This window comes from Pseudoalteromonas sp. TB64 (assembly GCF_000498095.1).
Taxonomy (GTDB): domain Bacteria; phylum Pseudomonadota; class Gammaproteobacteria; order Enterobacterales; family Alteromonadaceae; genus Pseudoalteromonas.
Map to the genome: position 1 here is coordinate 1 of NZ_AUTQ01000272.1, position 16,681 is coordinate 16,681.

General features: G+C 41.0%; 18 protein-coding genes, 3 tRNA genes and 1 riboswitch. Of the genes, 6 read left to right on the forward strand and 15 right to left on the reverse strand.

The features are described 5' to 3' along the window. The 3 genes from L647_RS0122765 to L647_RS0122780 all read right to left on the reverse strand — a co-directional run. On the reverse strand, positions 1-840 hold an 840-nt coding region (locus tag L647_RS0122765), incomplete at its 3' end, for an IS4 family transposase (RefSeq protein ID WP_024609746.1). A gap of 133 nt (positions 841-973) precedes the next feature. Next, positions 974-1,906: a tRNA dihydrouridine(20/20a) synthase DusA gene (gene dusA, locus L647_RS0122770; RefSeq protein WP_024613045.1), complete on the reverse strand. Its 933-nt coding sequence runs from the start codon at positions 1,904-1,906 to the stop codon at positions 974-976. 123 nt (positions 1,907-2,029) lie between these two features. Beyond that, positions 2,030-2,650: a MarC family protein gene (locus L647_RS0122780; protein ID WP_024613046.1), complete on the reverse strand. Its 621-nt coding sequence runs from the start codon at positions 2,648-2,650 to the stop codon at positions 2,030-2,032. A 94-nt stretch (positions 2,651-2,744) separates the two neighbouring features. Here L647_RS0122780 and L647_RS0122785 point away from each other — a divergent pair, with 94 nt between their 5' ends. The 3 genes from L647_RS0122785 to L647_RS0122795 all read left to right on the forward strand — a co-directional run bounded on the left by L647_RS0122785 (position 2,745) and on the right by L647_RS0122795 (position 4,150). After that, positions 2,745-3,182: a transcriptional repressor gene (locus tag L647_RS0122785; RefSeq protein ID WP_024599240.1), complete on the forward strand. Its 438-nt coding sequence runs from the start codon at positions 2,745-2,747 to the stop codon at positions 3,180-3,182. Between the two features lie 75 nt (positions 3,183-3,257). Further along, entirely contained in the window at positions 3,258-3,725 is a 468-nt protein-coding gene (locus tag L647_RS0122790; protein ID WP_024613047.1) for a chemotaxis protein CheX, read from the forward strand. Further along, complete coding sequence (locus L647_RS0122795) at positions 3,722-4,150, forward strand: secondary thiamine-phosphate synthase enzyme YjbQ (protein ID WP_024613048.1); 429 nt, start codon at positions 3,722-3,724, stop codon at positions 4,148-4,150. The genes L647_RS0122790 and L647_RS0122795 overlap by 4 nt, the downstream gene beginning before the upstream one ends. Positions 4,151-4,369: 219 nt before the next feature. On the opposite strand, the gene L647_RS0122800 is transcribed toward L647_RS0122795, so the two are convergent. From L647_RS0122800 to orn, 4 genes are all read right to left on the reverse strand, one after another. Continuing rightward, a tRNA-Gly gene (locus tag L647_RS0122800) sits at positions 4,370-4,445 on the reverse strand. 43 nt (positions 4,446-4,488) lie between these two features. Continuing rightward, positions 4,489-4,564: transfer RNA gene (locus tag L647_RS0122805), tRNA-Gly, on the reverse strand. Between the two features lie 120 nt (positions 4,565-4,684). After that, a tRNA-Gly gene (locus L647_RS0122810) sits at positions 4,685-4,760 on the reverse strand. Positions 4,761-5,096: 336 nt separating this feature from the next. Then, the gene (gene orn / locus L647_RS0122815; RefSeq protein ID WP_024613049.1) at positions 5,097-5,642 is read right to left on the reverse strand and encodes an oligoribonuclease; all 546 of its coding nucleotides are present in this window, start codon (positions 5,640-5,642) and stop codon (positions 5,097-5,099) included. 121 nt (positions 5,643-5,763) lie between these two features. On the opposite strand from orn, the gene rsgA reads away from it, so the two are divergent. Together rsgA and asd are read left to right on the forward strand one after the other, a co-directional pair. Then, positions 5,764-6,822, forward strand: a complete 1,059-nt coding sequence (rsgA, locus tag L647_RS0122820) for a small ribosomal subunit biogenesis GTPase RsgA (RefSeq protein ID WP_024613050.1) — start codon at positions 5,764-5,766, stop codon at positions 6,820-6,822. A gap of 14 nt (positions 6,823-6,836) precedes the next feature. Then, positions 6,837-7,703 (forward strand): archaetidylserine decarboxylase, encoded by an 867-nt coding sequence (asd, locus tag L647_RS0122825; protein WP_024613051.1) that lies wholly within the window; start codon positions 6,837-6,839, stop codon positions 7,701-7,703. Between the two features lie 653 nt (positions 7,704-8,356). Here the strand turns inward: asd and L647_RS0122830 are convergent. The 8 genes from L647_RS0122830 to L647_RS0122865 all read right to left on the reverse strand — a co-directional run bounded on the left by L647_RS0122830 (position 8,357) and on the right by L647_RS0122865 (position 16,133). Continuing rightward, positions 8,357-9,106, reverse strand: a complete 750-nt coding sequence (locus L647_RS0122830; protein ID WP_024613052.1) for a HesA/MoeB/ThiF family protein — start codon at positions 9,104-9,106, stop codon at positions 8,357-8,359. A gap of 36 nt (positions 9,107-9,142) precedes the next feature. Further along, entirely contained in the window at positions 9,143-10,678 is a 1,536-nt protein-coding gene (thiE, locus tag L647_RS0122835; protein ID WP_024613053.1) for a thiamine phosphate synthase, read from the reverse strand. 102 nt (positions 10,679-10,780) lie between these two features. Continuing rightward, the gene (locus L647_RS0122840; protein ID WP_024613054.1) at positions 10,781-11,575 is read right to left on the reverse strand and encodes a thiazole synthase; all 795 of its coding nucleotides are present in this window, start codon (positions 11,573-11,575) and stop codon (positions 10,781-10,783) included. A gap of 5 nt (positions 11,576-11,580) precedes the next feature. After that, entirely contained in the window at positions 11,581-11,775 is a 195-nt protein-coding gene (gene thiS, locus L647_RS0122845) for a sulfur carrier protein ThiS (RefSeq protein WP_024613055.1), read from the reverse strand. Positions 11,776-11,793: 18 nt separating this feature from the next. Beyond that, complete coding sequence (locus tag L647_RS0122850) at positions 11,794-12,804, reverse strand: FAD-dependent oxidoreductase (RefSeq protein WP_024613056.1); 1,011 nt, start codon at positions 12,802-12,804, stop codon at positions 11,794-11,796. Between the two features lie 130 nt (positions 12,805-12,934). After that, complete coding sequence (thiC, locus tag L647_RS0122855) at positions 12,935-14,845, reverse strand: phosphomethylpyrimidine synthase ThiC (protein WP_024613057.1); 1,911 nt, start codon at positions 14,843-14,845, stop codon at positions 12,935-12,937. Between the two features lie 143 nt (positions 14,846-14,988). Then, positions 14,989-15,103, reverse strand: a riboswitch (TPP riboswitch). A gap of 107 nt (positions 15,104-15,210) precedes the next feature. Further along, positions 15,211-15,609: an META domain-containing protein gene (locus L647_RS0122860; RefSeq protein WP_033024666.1), complete on the reverse strand. Its 399-nt coding sequence runs from the start codon at positions 15,607-15,609 to the stop codon at positions 15,211-15,213. Positions 15,610-15,734: 125 nt separating this feature from the next. Next, positions 15,735-16,133 carry an acyl-CoA thioesterase gene (locus L647_RS0122865; protein ID WP_024613059.1) on the reverse strand — a complete coding sequence of 133 codons (399 nt, stop codon included), beginning with the start codon at positions 16,131-16,133 and terminating at the stop codon, positions 15,735-15,737. A gap of 84 nt (positions 16,134-16,217) precedes the next feature. On the opposite strand from L647_RS0122865, the gene L647_RS0122870 reads away from it, so the two are divergent. After that, positions 16,218-16,681 (forward strand): Plug domain-containing protein (locus tag L647_RS0122870; RefSeq protein WP_029880594.1); only part of this gene is annotated, 464 nt, incomplete at its 3' end.

Genomic DNA, 16,681 nt, shown 5'->3' on the forward strand with positions numbered 1-16,681 from the left:
ATAAAGAACCAGTCTGGCCTGCCAGCACTCAGGAAGCGAAGGGTCTTGTTTTCTGGCATGCGCAGATACACTCATCTCTACTTTGAAGTCATGCTCAGAGTAAGATTCAATGACGGTGTATTGCGTGTTGCTTTTAATCGGGACCATCCAGTGCGACTGTGGGTGTTGCTTACGCCAATTAATCAGTAGCTCAGCGCTGAGATAACATCGGTCAAAAATAGTTAGACTGTTATTACTTACATGACTAAATAACTGCTTTGCGTAGTTCACCTCACCTTGATAACTGGGCCCGAAGGCAACGTGGTGTATCAACCGGCTACGCAAGGAGCTTAAGGCGCATAGGCGTACAATAGGATATTCTGTATGACGGTTTTTACTGTGCTTAATATAGTGAAAGTGCTCAGCAAGAGCAGGTGTATCAGGTGCACGAAATTGCGTTCCATCGACAGAAAATAACCGGAGTCCATACCACGTATCATCAGCATCTTCTTCTTGTGTCCAATGGGCTGCACATAGGTGAAATAAGGCTTGGAGGGGGTCGCTACTGAGGCGCTGTCTCGCTTGAGGAATAGCACTTGGAGCAACCGTATCGCCCAGGGTATCAGTGAGTGTTAAATCTAACTTCTCAACAATGTCACTAATAGAGCGGTCGCGAAAAAGACCCATTGCAATGATAAGCCAGACGACAAGCTCAGCAGGTAACTTACGTTTGCGAATACTTGCTTTATCGGTCTGCTCGAGCACATTAGAAATCCACTCAAGAGGGATATGTTTCTGAAATGTAGATAAAGAGTCAGGAGTGGCGAATATATCCGTATCAAGTAACCAATGACTAAGCATAAAAATACCCTCATAATCAAAAGATGATAAGGGTATTGTGAAGCAACCAAAAGATCGGTCAACCGATCAAAAATACCTTAACTGATCGGTGTTAACTCGAAAGTGGCTTAATATTTAATTTCTTAATCTAAATTTATTCAGGTACAAAGCTTAATGCTTTATCCATTACCGACAAATCGGCTTGCTTCCCATGACCATTTTCTGACAAATGTCGTCTAAACCCACGTGCACCAGGTTGCCCCTGAAAAATGCCTAACATGTGGCGTGCTACATGCCAAAAATTAGCACCAAGACGCATTTCTTCTTCAATATAAGTATACATAGAACGCACAACATCATGACGAGATTGCATATTAGCCACATCTCCATAAATTTTTTCATCTACTTCATTTAATATAAATGGATTGCTGTAAGCTTCTCGTCCAATCATTACACCATCAATATGTTGCAAATGTTCTAGGCTCTGCTCAATCGTTTTAACACCACCGTTAAGGCTTAGATCTAGCTGTGGGTAATCTTTTTTAAGCTGATAAACTCGCGGATAATCAAGAGGAGGAACTTCACGATTCTCTTTCGGACTCAGACCTTTTAACCACGCTTTGCGAGCATGAATAATAAAATCGTCACACCCTACTTTATGTGATGCTTCAATAAGTGCGCATAAAAACTCATACGAGTCTTGCTCATCAATACCAATACGCGTTTTGACAGTAACAGGAGTATTTACTTCACTTTTCATTGCCGCAACACAGTCAGCAACTAACTGAGGTTCGCCCATTAAACAAGCGCCAAAACGACCATTTTGAACTCGGTCTGACGGGCAACCTACATTTAAATTTATTTCATCGTAGCCACGTTCACCTGCTAACTTTGCACATTGCGCAAGCGCTTTAGGGTCAGAGCCACCAAGTTGCAGTGCAACCGGACCTTCGTGCTTATTAAAATGTAAGTAATCACCTCGACCAAATAAAATAGCCCCTGTGGTTATCATTTCGGTGTAAAGCACAGTATGTTTAGTCATTTTGCGATGAAAAGTACGACAATGGCGATCAGTCCAATCAAGCATTGGGGCCACAGAAAAGCGTCTATCCAAAGTACATTTATTCAAAGCAAACCTCAGGGTATTAAAGTTATTAAGCACAGCTTAAAAGGCGCTGCATTCTACACAAAAGCCTAACGGGCATCAATGTTAAGAATACACCTGTAAACCAAAGTAATGAGCTATACCATTTAAAATATTAGTCACTGCAACAGAGCTTAAAATAAGTCCCATTATTCGGCTTATTATACTTGCACCACTGTCACCAATTAATTTATGTACATGGGTTGCAAGCAATAATAAAACTAATACAACAGCCAGTACAGCAAGCATCATCGATGATGTCATTAACTGCTCAACCCAGGTATATTCTTCATTTCTGGTCATCAATACAGCACCTAACATAGCGCCGGGGCTGGCGATAGATGGAATAGCTAGCGGAAAAATGGCAGTCTCCATACTATCGCGTACACTTTTAATTTCAGTTTCTGGTTTACTTTCACCAAATATCATTGAAAGTGCAAAAATAAGTAATATGATACCGCCGGCTATTTGAAAAGCCGAAAGTGGAATTTCAATTGCGTTAAGTAGTTGCTCCCCCGCGAGCACAAAAAACAAGAGTACCAATGCAGACACGCCTACCGCTTTTAATATAACTTTACGTTTAAATTTTTCATCCTCACCACGTGTAACTGCAATAAATACAGGTACAGTGCCAATTGGGTCTATAACCGCAAAAAAGAATATAAATATAGCTAATAGTTCATGCATTACTGGGTTTCCTAGGTAAAAAGCGCTTAATAAAAACGCTGCAACTACAACACAGTATGTTAGTATATCACGGTAGCATAAGGATAAGAGAATGATGAATATAGAATCACTCGTAAGTAAAGCAAAACAAGTTTGTGACAACCGTGGTGCACGTTTTACGCCGATCCGCGAGAAAGTATTTCGCTTACTCGCCAGTGCACAAGGTGGTGTAGGTGCATACGATCTACTCGAACAATTAAAAGTAACAGAGACAGGTGCCAAACCTGCCACTATATATCGTGCATTAGATTTTTTGGCTGAACTAGGCTTTATTCACAAAATTGAAAGCACTAATGCATTTATGCTGTGTCACCATTTTGATCATATTCATCCGGTACAACTATTAATTTGTGATACATGCGGTTTTGTTAAAGAGTTACATTCAACTGTTATCTCACACGAGCTAAATAATTTAGCTGCCGAAGGTGGATTTGTTGTTTCGGGACAAACTATCGAAGCTCATGGAAAATGTGAGTCTTGTAGAGCATCGTAATCCCCAAAGTTTTTCTCAATGGCTATACTCATATAGTTGTAGCCATTTAATAGCACCAATTTAAGAGTAAACAATATGAATGTAGAGTTCATCAATCCGTTTTTATCCTCTTTGATCAATGTATTAAGTACAATGGCTCAGACTCAATTAAAGCCAGGTAAACCTCGTATTAAAACGGACGAAATCGCCTGTGGTGATGTATCAGGTCTGATTGGTATGGTGGGCCCTCAAACTCGTGGATCGTTTTCAATTACTTTTGATGAAGAATTAGCGCTAACAATCATGGAACGCATGCTTGGCGACCGTCCAGATACAATAGATGAAGAAGTCACCGATATGGTTGGCGAAATAACCAACATGGTAACTGGTGGTGCTAAAAATTTACTTGGCGAGAAAGGTTTCGACTTTGATATGGCAACGCCTATTGTGGTATCGGGTAAAGGTCATACAATTACTCATAAAAGCCAAGGTAAAAAAATCATCATGCCATTTAGCTGCGATGCAGGAAATGCAAACATCGAAGTTAGTTTCGATAAACTATGAGTTGGCAGCAAAAGCAAATTATATTAAAGCCTCGCCAGCGAGGTTTTCATATAATTGATGACGAAATATTATCTCAACTTCCTGAACTGGCGAGTTACAAAATAGGCTTGTTACATTTATTTATTCAGCATACCTCAGCGAGCCTTACAATAAACGAAAATGCAGATCCCACTGTTCGTATGGACATGGAAAGCCATTTCAATAAATTCGTTCCTGAGCGTCAACCTTATTATCGCCACGATTATGAAGGTGACGACGACATGCCTGCACACATAAAAACCAGTACGTTAGGCTGCGAGCTAAGTATTCCTATTTCAAATGGTTATTTAGCGTTAGGTACATGGCAAGGCATTTATTTAGGTGAACATCGTGATTCTGGTGGCTCTAGACGAGTTATAGCAACTATTCAGGGGGAGCTATTTTAACAACAGCTTCAGGTTTCAAAGTATTAACTCTTCTGTACCTCACTCATATCTCATAACTTCAAAGTACGACACCTTTCTTGTAGGCGAAGCGATAGCTTCTAACAACCAAAACTTCAATGCTGAATATTGCACATAGAATAAAGTAGATAAGAGAGATTTTAAATTATAATTTTATTTATGATTTTTAATACAGTAAATTTTGAAAGGATATAAAAAGATTGGAGCGGTACACGAGGCTCGAACTCGTGACCTCGACCTTGGCAAGGTCGCGCTCTACCAACTGAGCTAGTACCGCATTATATTTTCATTCAACACTACAATTTCTTTTGGTTAGAAATTGGAGCGGTACACGAGGCTCGAACTCGTGACCTCGACCTTGGCAAGGTCGCGCTCTACCAACTGAGCTAGTACCGCATTTTTACTTCTTCAGTTATTTTACGTTGGTGCGCGACGGGTCGCGTTCAACATTCTAGCAACTGAGCTAGTACCGCATTACTAAATTTACTATCACTACAATTTCTTTTGGTTAGAAATTGGAGCGGTACACGAGGCTCGAACTCGTGACCTCGACCTTGGCAAGGTCGCGCTCTACCAACTGAGCTAGTACCGCATTTTTATTTCTTCAGTTATCTTACGTTGGTGCGCGACAGGTCGCGTTCAACATTCTAGCAACTGAGCTAGTACCGTATTTTTATTTCTTCAGTTATTTTACGTTGGTGCGCGACAGGTCGCGTTCAACATTCTAGCAACTGAGCTAGTACCGCACTTTTATTTCTTCAGTTATTTTACGTTGGTGCGCGACGGGTCGCGTTCAACATTCTAGCAACTGAGCTAGTACCGTATTTATTGATGGTAATTCAATCACTCAAACACACTAACCCCGCGTGGGTTATCGTCTTGAGCGGGGCAGGATTCTACAATAATGAGCTCTATTTGCAAGTGTTTTTTATAAATTAAAAAACTTTTCTCTGTAGACCTTCAATTCCATAATCGAATCGATAATATCATCCAAAGCAAGATGTGAGCCTTTTTTGTTCACTTGAGCAAGAACCTCAGGCTTCCAACGGCGCGCTAATTCTTTAATAGTACTTACATCGAGATTTCGATAATGAAAAAAGTCTTCAAGTTCGCGCATATACTTATTCATAAAGCGTCTATCTTGCCCAATAGAGTTACCACACATTGGCGAAGCGCCAGCTGGTACCCATAGCTTTAAAAACGCTAAAGTTTGCTCTACAGCATAAGCTTCATCAAAGGTACTCGCCTTACAACGAGCAGTTAAACCTGACTTACCGTGCTGAGTGGTACACCACTCGTCCATACCATTTAGTAATTCATCACTTTGATGAATAGCTATAGTTGGTCCTTCGGCTAATATATTCAAATCTGCGTCAGTGACAACAGTCGCAATTTCGAGTATTTTATCGGTCTCGGGTTCGAGCCCTGTCATTTCAAGGTCGAGCCAAATTAAATTTGATTTATTAATAGTCATAATTACCTAAGCGGTGCTTTCCTTTAGATCCAACGCATTTCGATATATCATATTAGCATCATACGTCGAGCTAAAGCTTTTTTTAGGAAAGTCGACATTTAACTAAGGTTATAGGCCTCCAGTGGCAAAACAGAAAAAATTAAGTAAAGGTCAATCTCGTCAGATTAAGGCCAACCATCAAAAGCGTATTAACAGCGCAGATGCAAAACCGGCTAAAAAAGGGGCGCAAGAGTGGCAAACCGATAATTTAGGTCAAGTAGAAAGCGCCGTTGTAATTAGTCGTTTTGGTCAGCATGCCGATGTCGAAACTGAAAATGGCGATGTACTTCGCTGTAATATACGCCGTACTGTGTCTAATTTAGTGTGTGGCGATGAAGTATTATTTCGTCGTGCAAAAGTAAGCGAAGGTGATTTAGCTGGTGTAATTGAAGCCACGCAAGAGCGTCGCTCACAACTTACCCGCCCTGATTTTTACGATGGCGTAAAAGTAATTGCAGCAAATATAGACCAAATATTAATGGTATCGGCTGTATTACCTGAATTTACCCCTAGCATTATCGATCGTTATTTAATTGCCTGTGAAGATATGGGCATTGAGCCAATTTTAGTGCTCAATAAAATTGATTTGATTGATGCTGAAGGTCTTGCCGCAATAGATAAAATCCTCGATATATATCGTAAGCTCGACTACAAGGTATTACTTGTTAGTAATATATCGAGCGAAGGTATAAACGAATTAAAAGAAGTACTTGTTGGAAAAAATAATATTTTTGTTGGGCAAAGTGGCGTAGGTAAATCTACCCTAGTTAATACCGTACTACCCGATGCAGCAATATTAACTAAAGAAGTATCTGAAAACAGTGGCTTAGGGCAGCACACTACAACTGTATCGCGCCTCCACCACTTACCAAGTGGCGGTAACTTAATCGATTCACCAGGAATTCGTGAGTTTGGGTTATGGCACTTAGATGTTGAGCGTGTAACGTGGTGCTTTAAAGAATTCAGAGAATTTATAGGCGGATGCCGTTTTAGAGACTGTAAACATTTAAACGATCCGGGCTGTATAGTTAAAGAAGCTGTCGCTGATGGAAAAATTTCGCAATTGCGTTTTGACAGCTACCACCGAATTTTAGAAACAATGGCTGATGGTCGTGCAGGCTCTCGCGCGCCTCGCGTATAATTTAGGAAAAAACTGTGAGTTTAGACAAATTTAAAATCGCAATGCAGTATGCAATGCCAAAACATTTTATTTCACGCGTGGTGGGTAAATTAGCCGCAGCTAAAGCGGGTGCGTTAACCACCACGTTAATTAAACTATTTATTAAGCAATACAAAGTAAATATGAGCGAAGCGCAATATCCAGATCCCGCTCATTATAAAAGCTTTAATGAATTTTTTACTCGTCCTTTAAAAGACGGCATGCGTCCAATGGTCGAAGATAGCAATATTATTATTCATCCAGTGGATGGCGCAATCAGCCAGCTAGGCGATATTGTTGACGGACAGCTAATACAAGCTAAAGGTCACGATTACAGCTTACAAGCGCTATTAGGCGGCTCACAAGACGACACAATACCGTTTTTAGGCGGTAAGTTTGCGACTATTTATTTAGCACCAAAAGATTACCACCGTATTCATATGCCAGTTGATGGTACGCTAAGTAAAATGATTTACGTACCCGGTGATTTATTTTCAGTGAATCCGCTTACAGCGCAAAACGTGCCTAACTTGTTTGCACGTAACGAACGTGTAGTAGCAATTTTTGAAACTGAAATTGGTCCGCTTGCTATGGTGCTTGTTGGCGCAACAATAGTGGCAAGTATAGAAACTACTTGGGCAGGTACAGTAACGCCACCAGCAGGTAGTGATGTATTTAGTTGGAAATACCCAACCACCGGCGATAACGCTATCACGCTTAAAAAGGGTGACGAAATGGGTCGCTTTAAATTAGGCTCTACTGTGGTACTTGCATGGGGTGCTGATAAAGCTGAAATACTGGACGATCAATTACCAGAAGTGGTTACTCGCTTAGGTACTGCGTTTGCAAAAATTAACGACTAAAATCAATCGTTAATTAGAAATCAAAAAACCGCGTTTAATTAACGCGGTTTTTTGTTGTAGACGTAGCCCATCACGCCAGCAAGCTGTGCGTCTACGGTGTTTATTACATCGAATTTGACGTGAAACGCGCTGTGTTGTAGACGTAGAGCTTGCTCACGTTAAAAGCGTCAGCTTTTAGTTTATATCTACTTGCAGGCTATTTTTATGGGCTTCGCCCATCACGCCAGCAAGCTGTGCGTCTACGGCGTTTATTACATCGAATTTGACGTGAAACGCGCTGTGTTGTAGACGTAGAGCTTGCTCACGTTAAAAGCGTCAGCTTTTAGTTTATATCTACTTGCAGACTATTTTTTATGGGCTTCGCCCATCACGCCAGCAAGCTGTGCGTCTACGGCGTTTATTACATCGAATTTGACGTGAAACGCTGTGTTGTAGACGTAGAGCTTGCTCACGTTAAAAGCGTCAGCTTTTAGTTTATACCTACTTACAGACTATTTTTATGGGCTTCAGCAAGCTGTGCGTCTACGGCGTTTATTACATCGAATTTGACGTGAAACGCGCTGTGTTGTAGACGTAGAGCTTGCTCACGTTAAAAGCGCCGCTTTTAGTTTTTTAACGCCACATGTAATAACAGGCACAAGCCTCTCAAAAACCTATTTTCCACACTCTTTACACTCTAAATCTTTAATCACTTTAAAGTGCTGTTGTTTTAAGGTGAGCGCATCAAAGGCTATAAACACGCCCCCCTCTGCATGCCCCAGCAATAAGTTAAGCGTAAGTTGCGCCTGCATAGAGCCGATTACACCAAGTAGCGGGCTAATTACTCCTGCGTTACTGCAATTTATAACTGGTGTAGCTTCACTTTGTGGAAAAACACAGCCATAGCACGGGCTATCATTTTGCCTAAAATCAAAGCCCATTAACTGCCCTTTAGTTGCCAATGCAGCACCCGAAATTAACGGTGTTGTGTTGCTAATACAATAACGATTAACGCAATAGCGAGTGCTAAAGTTATCAGAGCAATCAAGTACGATGTCAGCACCTTTTAGCATGTTAGCTGCATTACTCTTATCTAACTTTTGGCAATGCGTTACTATTTCTATTTGATTATTAAGACTCGCTAATACTTTACCCGCTGCAGCCACCTTGTTTTGCCCTAAGTGGTTTATTTTATAAAGCACTTGACGCTGTAAGTTTGAAAGCTCAACTTCGTCATCATCAATTAAAATAAGCGTTCCAACACCCGCAGCGGCTAAATATAAAAGTGCAGGACTACCTAACCCGCCAGCACCCACGACTGCAACCGTTGAGGATTTAAGTGCTAACTGCCCTTCAAGCCCAACTTCTTCAAGCAATAAATGGCGACTGTAACGCAGGGTTTCTTTATCGCTTAGCTCATTCACTTTTACTGACCTTTGTTAGTATTACCCTTGTTAGTATCAATTTGCAGTACTTATCGCGGCTTGCAGAGCGCTTATAGCCTCTACGTAATTATCAGCCTCGGTAATCGCACGCACTACGGCAACACTACCCACGCCAGTTTTCGCTACCTGCTTAGCACGGCTTAAATCAATACCGCCTATTGCCACTGTTGGATAGCTTTGCATAAGCGGTACAAATTTAATCAGCTTTTCAAGACCTTGTATTTGGCCTGTCATGTCTTTCGTGGTGGTTGGGTAAATAGCACCAAATGCCATGTAACTAGGTCGATAATTATGCGCACGCAGCATTTCATAAAAGCCATGGGTAGAAAGCCCAAGCCTTAACCCAGCGTCTTTAATAGCGGCTAAATTAGCAATCTCTAAATCCTCTTGTCCTAAATGCACGCCATATGCACCGTGCTTAATAGCTAACTGCCAGTAGTCGTTTATAAAAACCTGTGCGTTGTATTGCTTGCCCAGCTCAACAGCTTGCTTAATGAGCTCATCAAGTTCGTCTTGCGTTTTATTTTTAACGCGTAACTGCGCTGTTTTAATGCCTTGTTGTAAGCATTTTTCTAGCCAATCGGTACTATCTACAACCGCATATAAACCAAGCGATTTACTTTCACAAGGTGAAAAATCAGCAGCCATATTAAAATCAAGCGGCACATCAAAATCTAGTTCATCGCCCAGCCAGCTACCTGGCTCAATTACTTGTGGGTAGTCATCTAAATTAGTGGGGAACGAGGTCTGAGCAACTGGACCAATCCCTTCACCATATCGAACAGATTGCTTTAACCCTTGGTTTATATAGGCTTTAGATAAAATGAAAGCATCTTTTAATGGGTAGTCTTTCGCTAAACACGCTGTAATTACCGACGCCATGCTACATCCGGTGCCGTGGTTATGCGGTGTTTGTATTTTTTGATTGCCTAACCAATATTCTTCACCACTTATTGTATTACTATCAATACAATAATCAATGCAGTAGCCACTTGGGTAATCCCAATGTCCGCCTTTAATAACAACGGCTTTAGCGCCCCAGCTTAATAGCTTATTAGCCGCTTCTTTTATTGCAGCCGGACCAATTAAATACACACCGGTTAATAACTGTGTTTCGTGTGTGTTTGGGGTTATTACATCCACCAGCGGCAGTAAACATTCTTTTATTGCGCTTACCGTGTCTTCTTCTGTTAGTAAGTCACCGCTTGATGCAATAGCGACGGGGTCATATACAATAACGGGAGGCACAGGCCATTTAGCTTTATAATGACTTATATGCTCGCTGATTAACTGAATTTGCTGCACGTTGGCTAACATGCCAATTTTTATCACTTTGGCTTTCATATCTTTTTCGAGTGCAAGTAACTGCGATTCAATAATATCAGTCGACACAGCATTAATAGCCTCTACACCTAAACTATTTTGCGCAGTCAATGCTGTAATAGCAGTACACCCATGTACACCAAAACTTTGCATTGCTTTTATGTCTGCTTGAATGCCTGCACCGCCGCCAGAATCAGAGCCGGCAATTGTCCATACTACGTTATTCATATTTGTCTCCTCACAGCGATTACATTGAACTAACGAGCTATTTAATTAGCTATTTAATTAGCTATTTAATTAGATAGAATGCTCATGTTTTTAATAAAACTGCTATTTTTCTTGATGCCAAAATGGCATGCCCATTGTTGGGGTTGATGGAGCTGCAACGTCTTTTTCAGGCATCGCTTTTGCTTTGTATGCAAAGCGCCCTGCTTCAACTGCGGCTTTAAATGCGCGGCTCATAGTGATTGGGCAGCCAGCACCTGCAATAGCTGAATTTAATAATACCGCATCATACCCCATTTCGAGCGCTTGGCAGGCATGCGATGGCAAACCTAAACCAGCATCTACTATCAATGTGGTATCAGGTAGGCGTTCTCGAATAGTTTTTAAATTATAGCTATTTAACAATCCCTTACCGGTACCTATTGGTGCTCCCCATGGCATCAGCACCTCACAACCTAGCTCATTTAAACGCTGGCAAAGTACTAAGTCATCGGTGCAATAAGGCAATACTTTAAAGCCATCATCAATCAATATTTTTGTCGCTTCAAGCAATGCAAAAGGATCTGGTTGTAAATTGTAATCATCGCCAATCAGCTCTAGCTTTATCCAATCGGTGGCAAATACCTCTCGGCACATTTTTGCAAGCGTTATAGCTTCTTTAACACTGTGACACCCTGCGGTATTAGGGAGTATTTTTAAACCTGTATTTTTTATTAACTGCCAAAAGTCATCACCGGCTGCAGCACTTTGCTGGCGCCTAAGCGAGACGGTTACTATTTCAGCCCCAGAGGCAACTATCGATTGGGTCATAATGTCGGGCGACGGATAAAGCGCAGAGCCTATTAATAAGCGACTCTTTATTTGCTCTCCATAAATAGTTAAACAGTCTTTAGTTTGCATAAGCCTTATCCGCCTTGAATAGGCGACAATAGCTCTATATTGTCGCCTTCATTTAATACATAGTTACTGTGCTGACTTTGTGGAATAAATTCGCCATTAATGGCAACCGCATAAGGTGGTGTGGCACCAAAATTCTGCAAACAGCTAATTAACTTATTACTTTTTATTGTGAGCACATTGCCATTAATTGTAATGTTCATTTTATTCTCACTCTATTCTTACTGTATTTGCGAAACTGCTTGCGCCACTAATGCTGGCGCCAACATATAACCATGGCGATACAATCCATTAATGCTAATTACATTGCCAACTTGTGATACTTCTGGGCGGTTATCACTAAATGCGGGGCGTAATCCGGTTTGAATATTAAGTAGTCGCGCTTCGGCAAATCCACTATGCACGGTATAAGCTGCTGAAAGTAACTCAAGGGTTGAGCGCACTGTTGCCGCGCCGCTGTCTTGTGACTCTATTTCAGTCGCACCAATTACATATTCACTGTTAGGTTTAGGCGCTATATAAATTGGATAACGCGGGTGCATTAAACGCACTGGTCGCGTTAAACTAACCTCTGGTGCGTATAACCTTGCTACTTCGCCACGCACGCCTCTAAGCGGTTTATCACCTTGAGTATTTTTAGCACCAAGCCCACGGCAATCTATAATGTAATCGAATGGTCGATTGTTTATTTTGTTGTCGCTAATGGTTACGCGCTGATTAAATACAAATTTTACTTTGCGTTTATTGAGCTGTGTAAAACTGGCTTTATAAAATGCTTGGTTATCTATTTGTCCCTCGCAGGGTAAAAATAGACCTTGATTAAAACGCCCTGCAAGTTCAGGTTCAAGCATTGTAATTTGCTGGGTATTCACATGCTCAGCAGTATAACCAGCTAACGGTTTTATACGTTGTGCAAAGCTTTGTAAATCGCCTTTATCTTGCTGATGCGCAATTACCAAAGTGCCTTGCTGCTGAAAAAAAACGTCACTTTCAAGCTCAGCAATAATGCCGGGCCAACGCTTCATTGAATCAAGACCCATTAAAGCTAAATCAGCCTCGCATAACACCGACTCAGCAAGCGGGGCGAGCATTGCCGCAGCTACTTTGCCCGCACTATTTTTTGTATGCTCGTCGTCCGCTTCAAAAACAGTTACTTGGTGCTGTTTACTTAGCCCAAGCGCTGCCAATCTGCCCGCTAAACCAAACCCAACCACCGCAATGTTATAAAACATAAAAATCTCCAAAAGCAGTTATTAGTAATATAAGTAGATGAGAATTTACTTCTCGCCTCTAAAATTAATTAAAAAGCGAGGCATAAAATCTCATCTATCATTTATATCTAACTTCTAGCCGATAATTACTTTATACCGCTTTGTGGTAAATCTCTGAGCCTGTTTGCTTAAACTCAGCTGACTTAGCTTTCATTTCGGCTTCTACATCAATCATTTTTATTTCAATAGCGTCGCCAGCGTTGTTTGGATCAATACCTCGTGATTCGAGATCTTTAGCGTAATCGCGTACTTCTTGGCTAATTTTCATCGAACAAAATTTAGGGCCACACATAGAACAAAAGTGAGCAACTTTACCTGATTCTTGCGGAAGGGTTTCGTCGTGATACTCGCGAGCTCGGTCTGGATCTAAACCAATATTAAATTGGTCGTACCATCTAAACTCAAAGCGCGCTTTTGATAAGGCGTTGTCACGCTCTTGCGCGCCTGGGTGCCCTTTTGCTAAATCGGCGGCATGTGCAGCTATTTTGTAAGTAATTAAGCCTTCTTTAACATCTTCTTTATTTGGCAGACCTAAATGCTCTTTAGGTGTTACATAGCAAAGCATTGCACAGCCGTACCATGCTATTTGAGCAGCACCAATACCAGAAGTAATATGGTCATACCCTGGTGCAATATCGGTCGTTAACGGGCCTAATGTATAAAATGGCGCTTCGTCGCAATGTTTTAATTGCTCGTCCATATTGGCTTTAATCATGTGCATTGGCACATGTCCTGGACCTTCAATAAATACCTGCACGTCGTGCTTCCACGCAATTTTAGTCAGTTCACCTAATGTACGTAGCTCACTAAACTGCGCTTCATCGTTGGCATCAGCAATCGAACCAGGGCGAAGCCCATCACCTAATGAAAAACACACATCGTATTGTTTTAAAATTTCGCAAATATCTTCAAAGTGCGTGTATAAAAAGTTTTCTTTATGATGCGCTAAACACCATTTAGCCATAATTGAGCCACCGCGCGACACAATACCGGTTACACGTTTAGCGGTCATTGGTACATAACGAAGTAATACACCGGCATGAATAGTAAAGTAATCAACACCCTGCTCGGCTTGCTCAATAAGCGTATCGCGAAAAATTTCCCACGTTAAATCCTCAGCCACACCGTTTACTTTTTCAAGTGCCTGGTAAATAGGTACTGTGCCGATAGGTACAGGCGAGTTACGTACAACCCATTCGCGGGTTTCGTGAATATAACGCCCAGTCGATAAGTCCATTACGGTGTCTGCGCCCCAGCGGGTAGACCACACCATTTTTTCTACTTCTTCTTCAATAGATGAGCTGACCGATGAATTACCGATATTGGCGTTAACTTTTACTAAAAAGTTACGACCTACAATCATAGGCTCTGTTTCTGGGTGATTAATATTGTTTGGTAAAATAGCGCGACCTCGGGCTATTTCGTCGCGTACAAATTCTGGAGTGATAAATTCAGGAATACTCGCGCCAAACGACTCGCCTTTATGCTGCGCCGCAAGTAACTCTTTACGAATTTCTGCACGCCCCATATTTTCGCGAACAGCTACATATTCCATTTCAGGAGTAATAATCCCTTGGCGTGCGTAGTGCATTTGCGTTACGTTTTTGCCTGTTTTACCACGGCGAATTTTTGGAAGGTGATCAAACCGAATATGATCCAGCCCTTCATCTGCCATACGTTGCTGCGAAAACTGCGACGTAACTGACTCTAAAACTTCTGTGTCACCACGGCTTTCAATCCATTGTTCACGGAATTTTGGTAAGCCTTTGCGTACGTCTAGTTCAAAATTAGGATCGGTATACGGACCCGACGTATCGTAAACNCCGCCAATAAACGTATCACTTAATGTAATTTCACGCATACCAACGCGCACGCCAGGTTGAGCACCTTCAACGTATACTTTATGAGAGTTTGGGAACGGTTGACCCGTTAAGTTATAAATATATTCAGACGCGGCAGCACGAGTTTCTCGGCGCGACGCTTTATTTGTAGTATTTGACATGACTTACCTCATTGCTTAAGGATTGTCTTGCCAGATATTCCGAGGAATAGAGAAAGATCGTAAAGTAGCGTTTATGCTACTTTGCAGCCTAAAATAATTAAAATCACTTTATTGTGCGCATAAAAAAAGACGCACAAGCGTCCCATTTTAGGCAGCTTGTTCCCTACGCAGGTATTAACCTGATCAGGTTCACGGATCCCGCTTTCGCGATCTCAGCCACAAACTAATTACTTAGCTTTGGCACTCCGACAAGTATTGATATATAAATTCTGTTCGTTGATTTGAAAGTACTATCCATCAAATCTGCGCTGAGTGTACGTCAGTTAAAAATTGCCCGCAAGGGGCTGTTTTTCAAAAATTCAAAATTATTTAGGAATAAACACAAATGTTTGCTCGCCTTGCATGACTAATTGCTGGTCTTGCATTTTAAGCTCTGCACCTTGTTTAAGCGCTTTTAACAACTGTTGCTCAAACTCATCAAGTTCTTCGCCGCACGACTTTCTAGTCATACCAATTTTGTTTACAGTTAGGCTACTCTCTTCAAGCTCACCTTCACCAAAAAACTTATTACACCCAGCAAAACCATTTACTTGTAGCGCTTCAATAAAACTCATTGAGGCATTAAAAGAAGGCGGAATTGCTAAACCATCTACACGTGATAATTGCCATTGCGTGTATTTAAGCTGCTCACTAGTAACCGTCCCTGTCGATGCGCAACCAACACACAAACCGATTATAAGCATCGGTATTGCTGCTAATTTCATACTATTGCTAACTCATTGTATAATTACTTTAATAATAACAATATTTATGCGATTTATCCGTTAATAATGCATGTTTTAAATGTAAATTTTGTTCTATGATAGTTTAAAAGTTGTTCTTTTAATTATTAAGTTGTAGTTTTGAACACGTTATTTATTTGCTCTGGTAAAAAAGGTCGTCCTTTTTCATTAACCGCAGTTCCTATTACTAATGCATTAAGCATTACTTTTTCATCGTGCTTACGAACTATCGTTTGCTTAAAACCAAACTTTAAACGGCTAATACGCAAAGGCTCTACAACAACATAAAATTCATCACTCGGTAATAGTGAGTGTTTATAATCCATTTCACTGCGCATAACAACAAGGTGAATTTTATCTTTTGTAAGTTGAGCAAAATCAACTCCATGTGCGTATAAAAACTCATGGCGGGCGTGTTCTAAATAATTAAAATATACACTGTTGTTTACAATACCTTGTAAGTCACATTCGTAATCACGTACTTTAAAGTCTACTTTAAAGGTCATATTAGTAATCCTGATTATTTAACGTATAATTGCCGCGTTTATAGCATATGTGTTGAAATAATTGCTACCATACGAGTCCCTAAAATGGAGTTAAGTAACCCAATGAACTTACGTTTGTCTTTAATTACCGCAGCAATATTGCCGCTGTTCGGTGCACCACTTGTAGCTCACGCTGATGATAGCGACCTAGAAAAAATTGTTGTTACCGGCGATTTCCAACGAGAAAGCATTCAAACTTTAAGCGCTAGTGCAAGCTTATTCAGTGAAGACGAAATTAATCAACGTGGTGCAAGTTACTTAGATGAAATTTTAGGCAGTGCTGCCAATGTTAATTTTGCATCGGGGGCATCGCGTGGTCGTTATATTCAAATTCGTGGCGTGGGACTTCGTTCACAATTTGTAGATCCGATCAATCCATCAGTGGGTTTAGTTATTGATGGTATTAACTATTCAGGTCTTGGTGGCAGCTCGTTATTATTTGATATTGACCAAGTAGAAATTTATCGCGGGCCGCAAGGTACACGTTTTGGCGCAGACGGCATGGCAGG

Bases quoted from the DNA above. Each gene is read 5' to 3' on its own strand.
- dusA (WP_024613045.1), bottom strand. From the start codon at position 1,906: ATGCTTGATTGGACTGATCGCCATTGTCGTACTTTTCATCGCAAAATG.
- L647_RS0122780 (WP_024613046.1), bottom strand. From the start codon at position 2,650: ATGCATGAACTATTAGCTATATTTATATTCTTTTTTGCGGTTATAGAC.
- L647_RS0122785 (WP_024599240.1), top strand. From the start codon at position 2,745: ATGAATATAGAATCACTCGTAAGTAAAGCAAAACAAGTTTGTGACAAC.
- L647_RS0122790 (WP_024613047.1), top strand. From the start codon at position 3,258: ATGAATGTAGAGTTCATCAATCCGTTTTTATCCTCTTTGATCAATGTA.
- L647_RS0122795 (WP_024613048.1), top strand. From the start codon at position 3,722: ATGAGTTGGCAGCAAAAGCAAATTATATTAAAGCCTCGCCAGCGAGGT.
- orn (WP_024613049.1), bottom strand. From the start codon at position 5,642: ATGACTATTAATAAATCAAATTTAATTTGGCTCGACCTTGAAATGACA.
- thiE (WP_024613053.1), bottom strand. From the start codon at position 10,678: ATGAATAACGTAGTATGGACAATTGCCGGCTCTGATTCTGGCGGCGGT.
- L647_RS0122840 (WP_024613054.1), bottom strand. From the start codon at position 11,575: ATGCAAACTAAAGACTGTTTAACTATTTATGGAGAGCAAATAAAGAGT.
- thiS (WP_024613055.1), bottom strand. From the start codon at position 11,775: ATGAACATTACAATTAATGGCAATGTGCTCACAATAAAAAGTAATAAG.
- L647_RS0122850 (WP_024613056.1), bottom strand. From the start codon at position 12,804: ATGTTTTATAACATTGCGGTGGTTGGGTTTGGTTTAGCGGGCAGATTG.
- L647_RS0122860 (WP_033024666.1), bottom strand. From the start codon at position 15,609: ATGAAATTAGCAGCAATACCGATGCTTATAATCGGTTTGTGTGTTGGT.
- L647_RS0122865 (WP_024613059.1), bottom strand. From the start codon at position 16,133: ATGACCTTTAAAGTAGACTTTAAAGTACGTGATTACGAATGTGACTTA.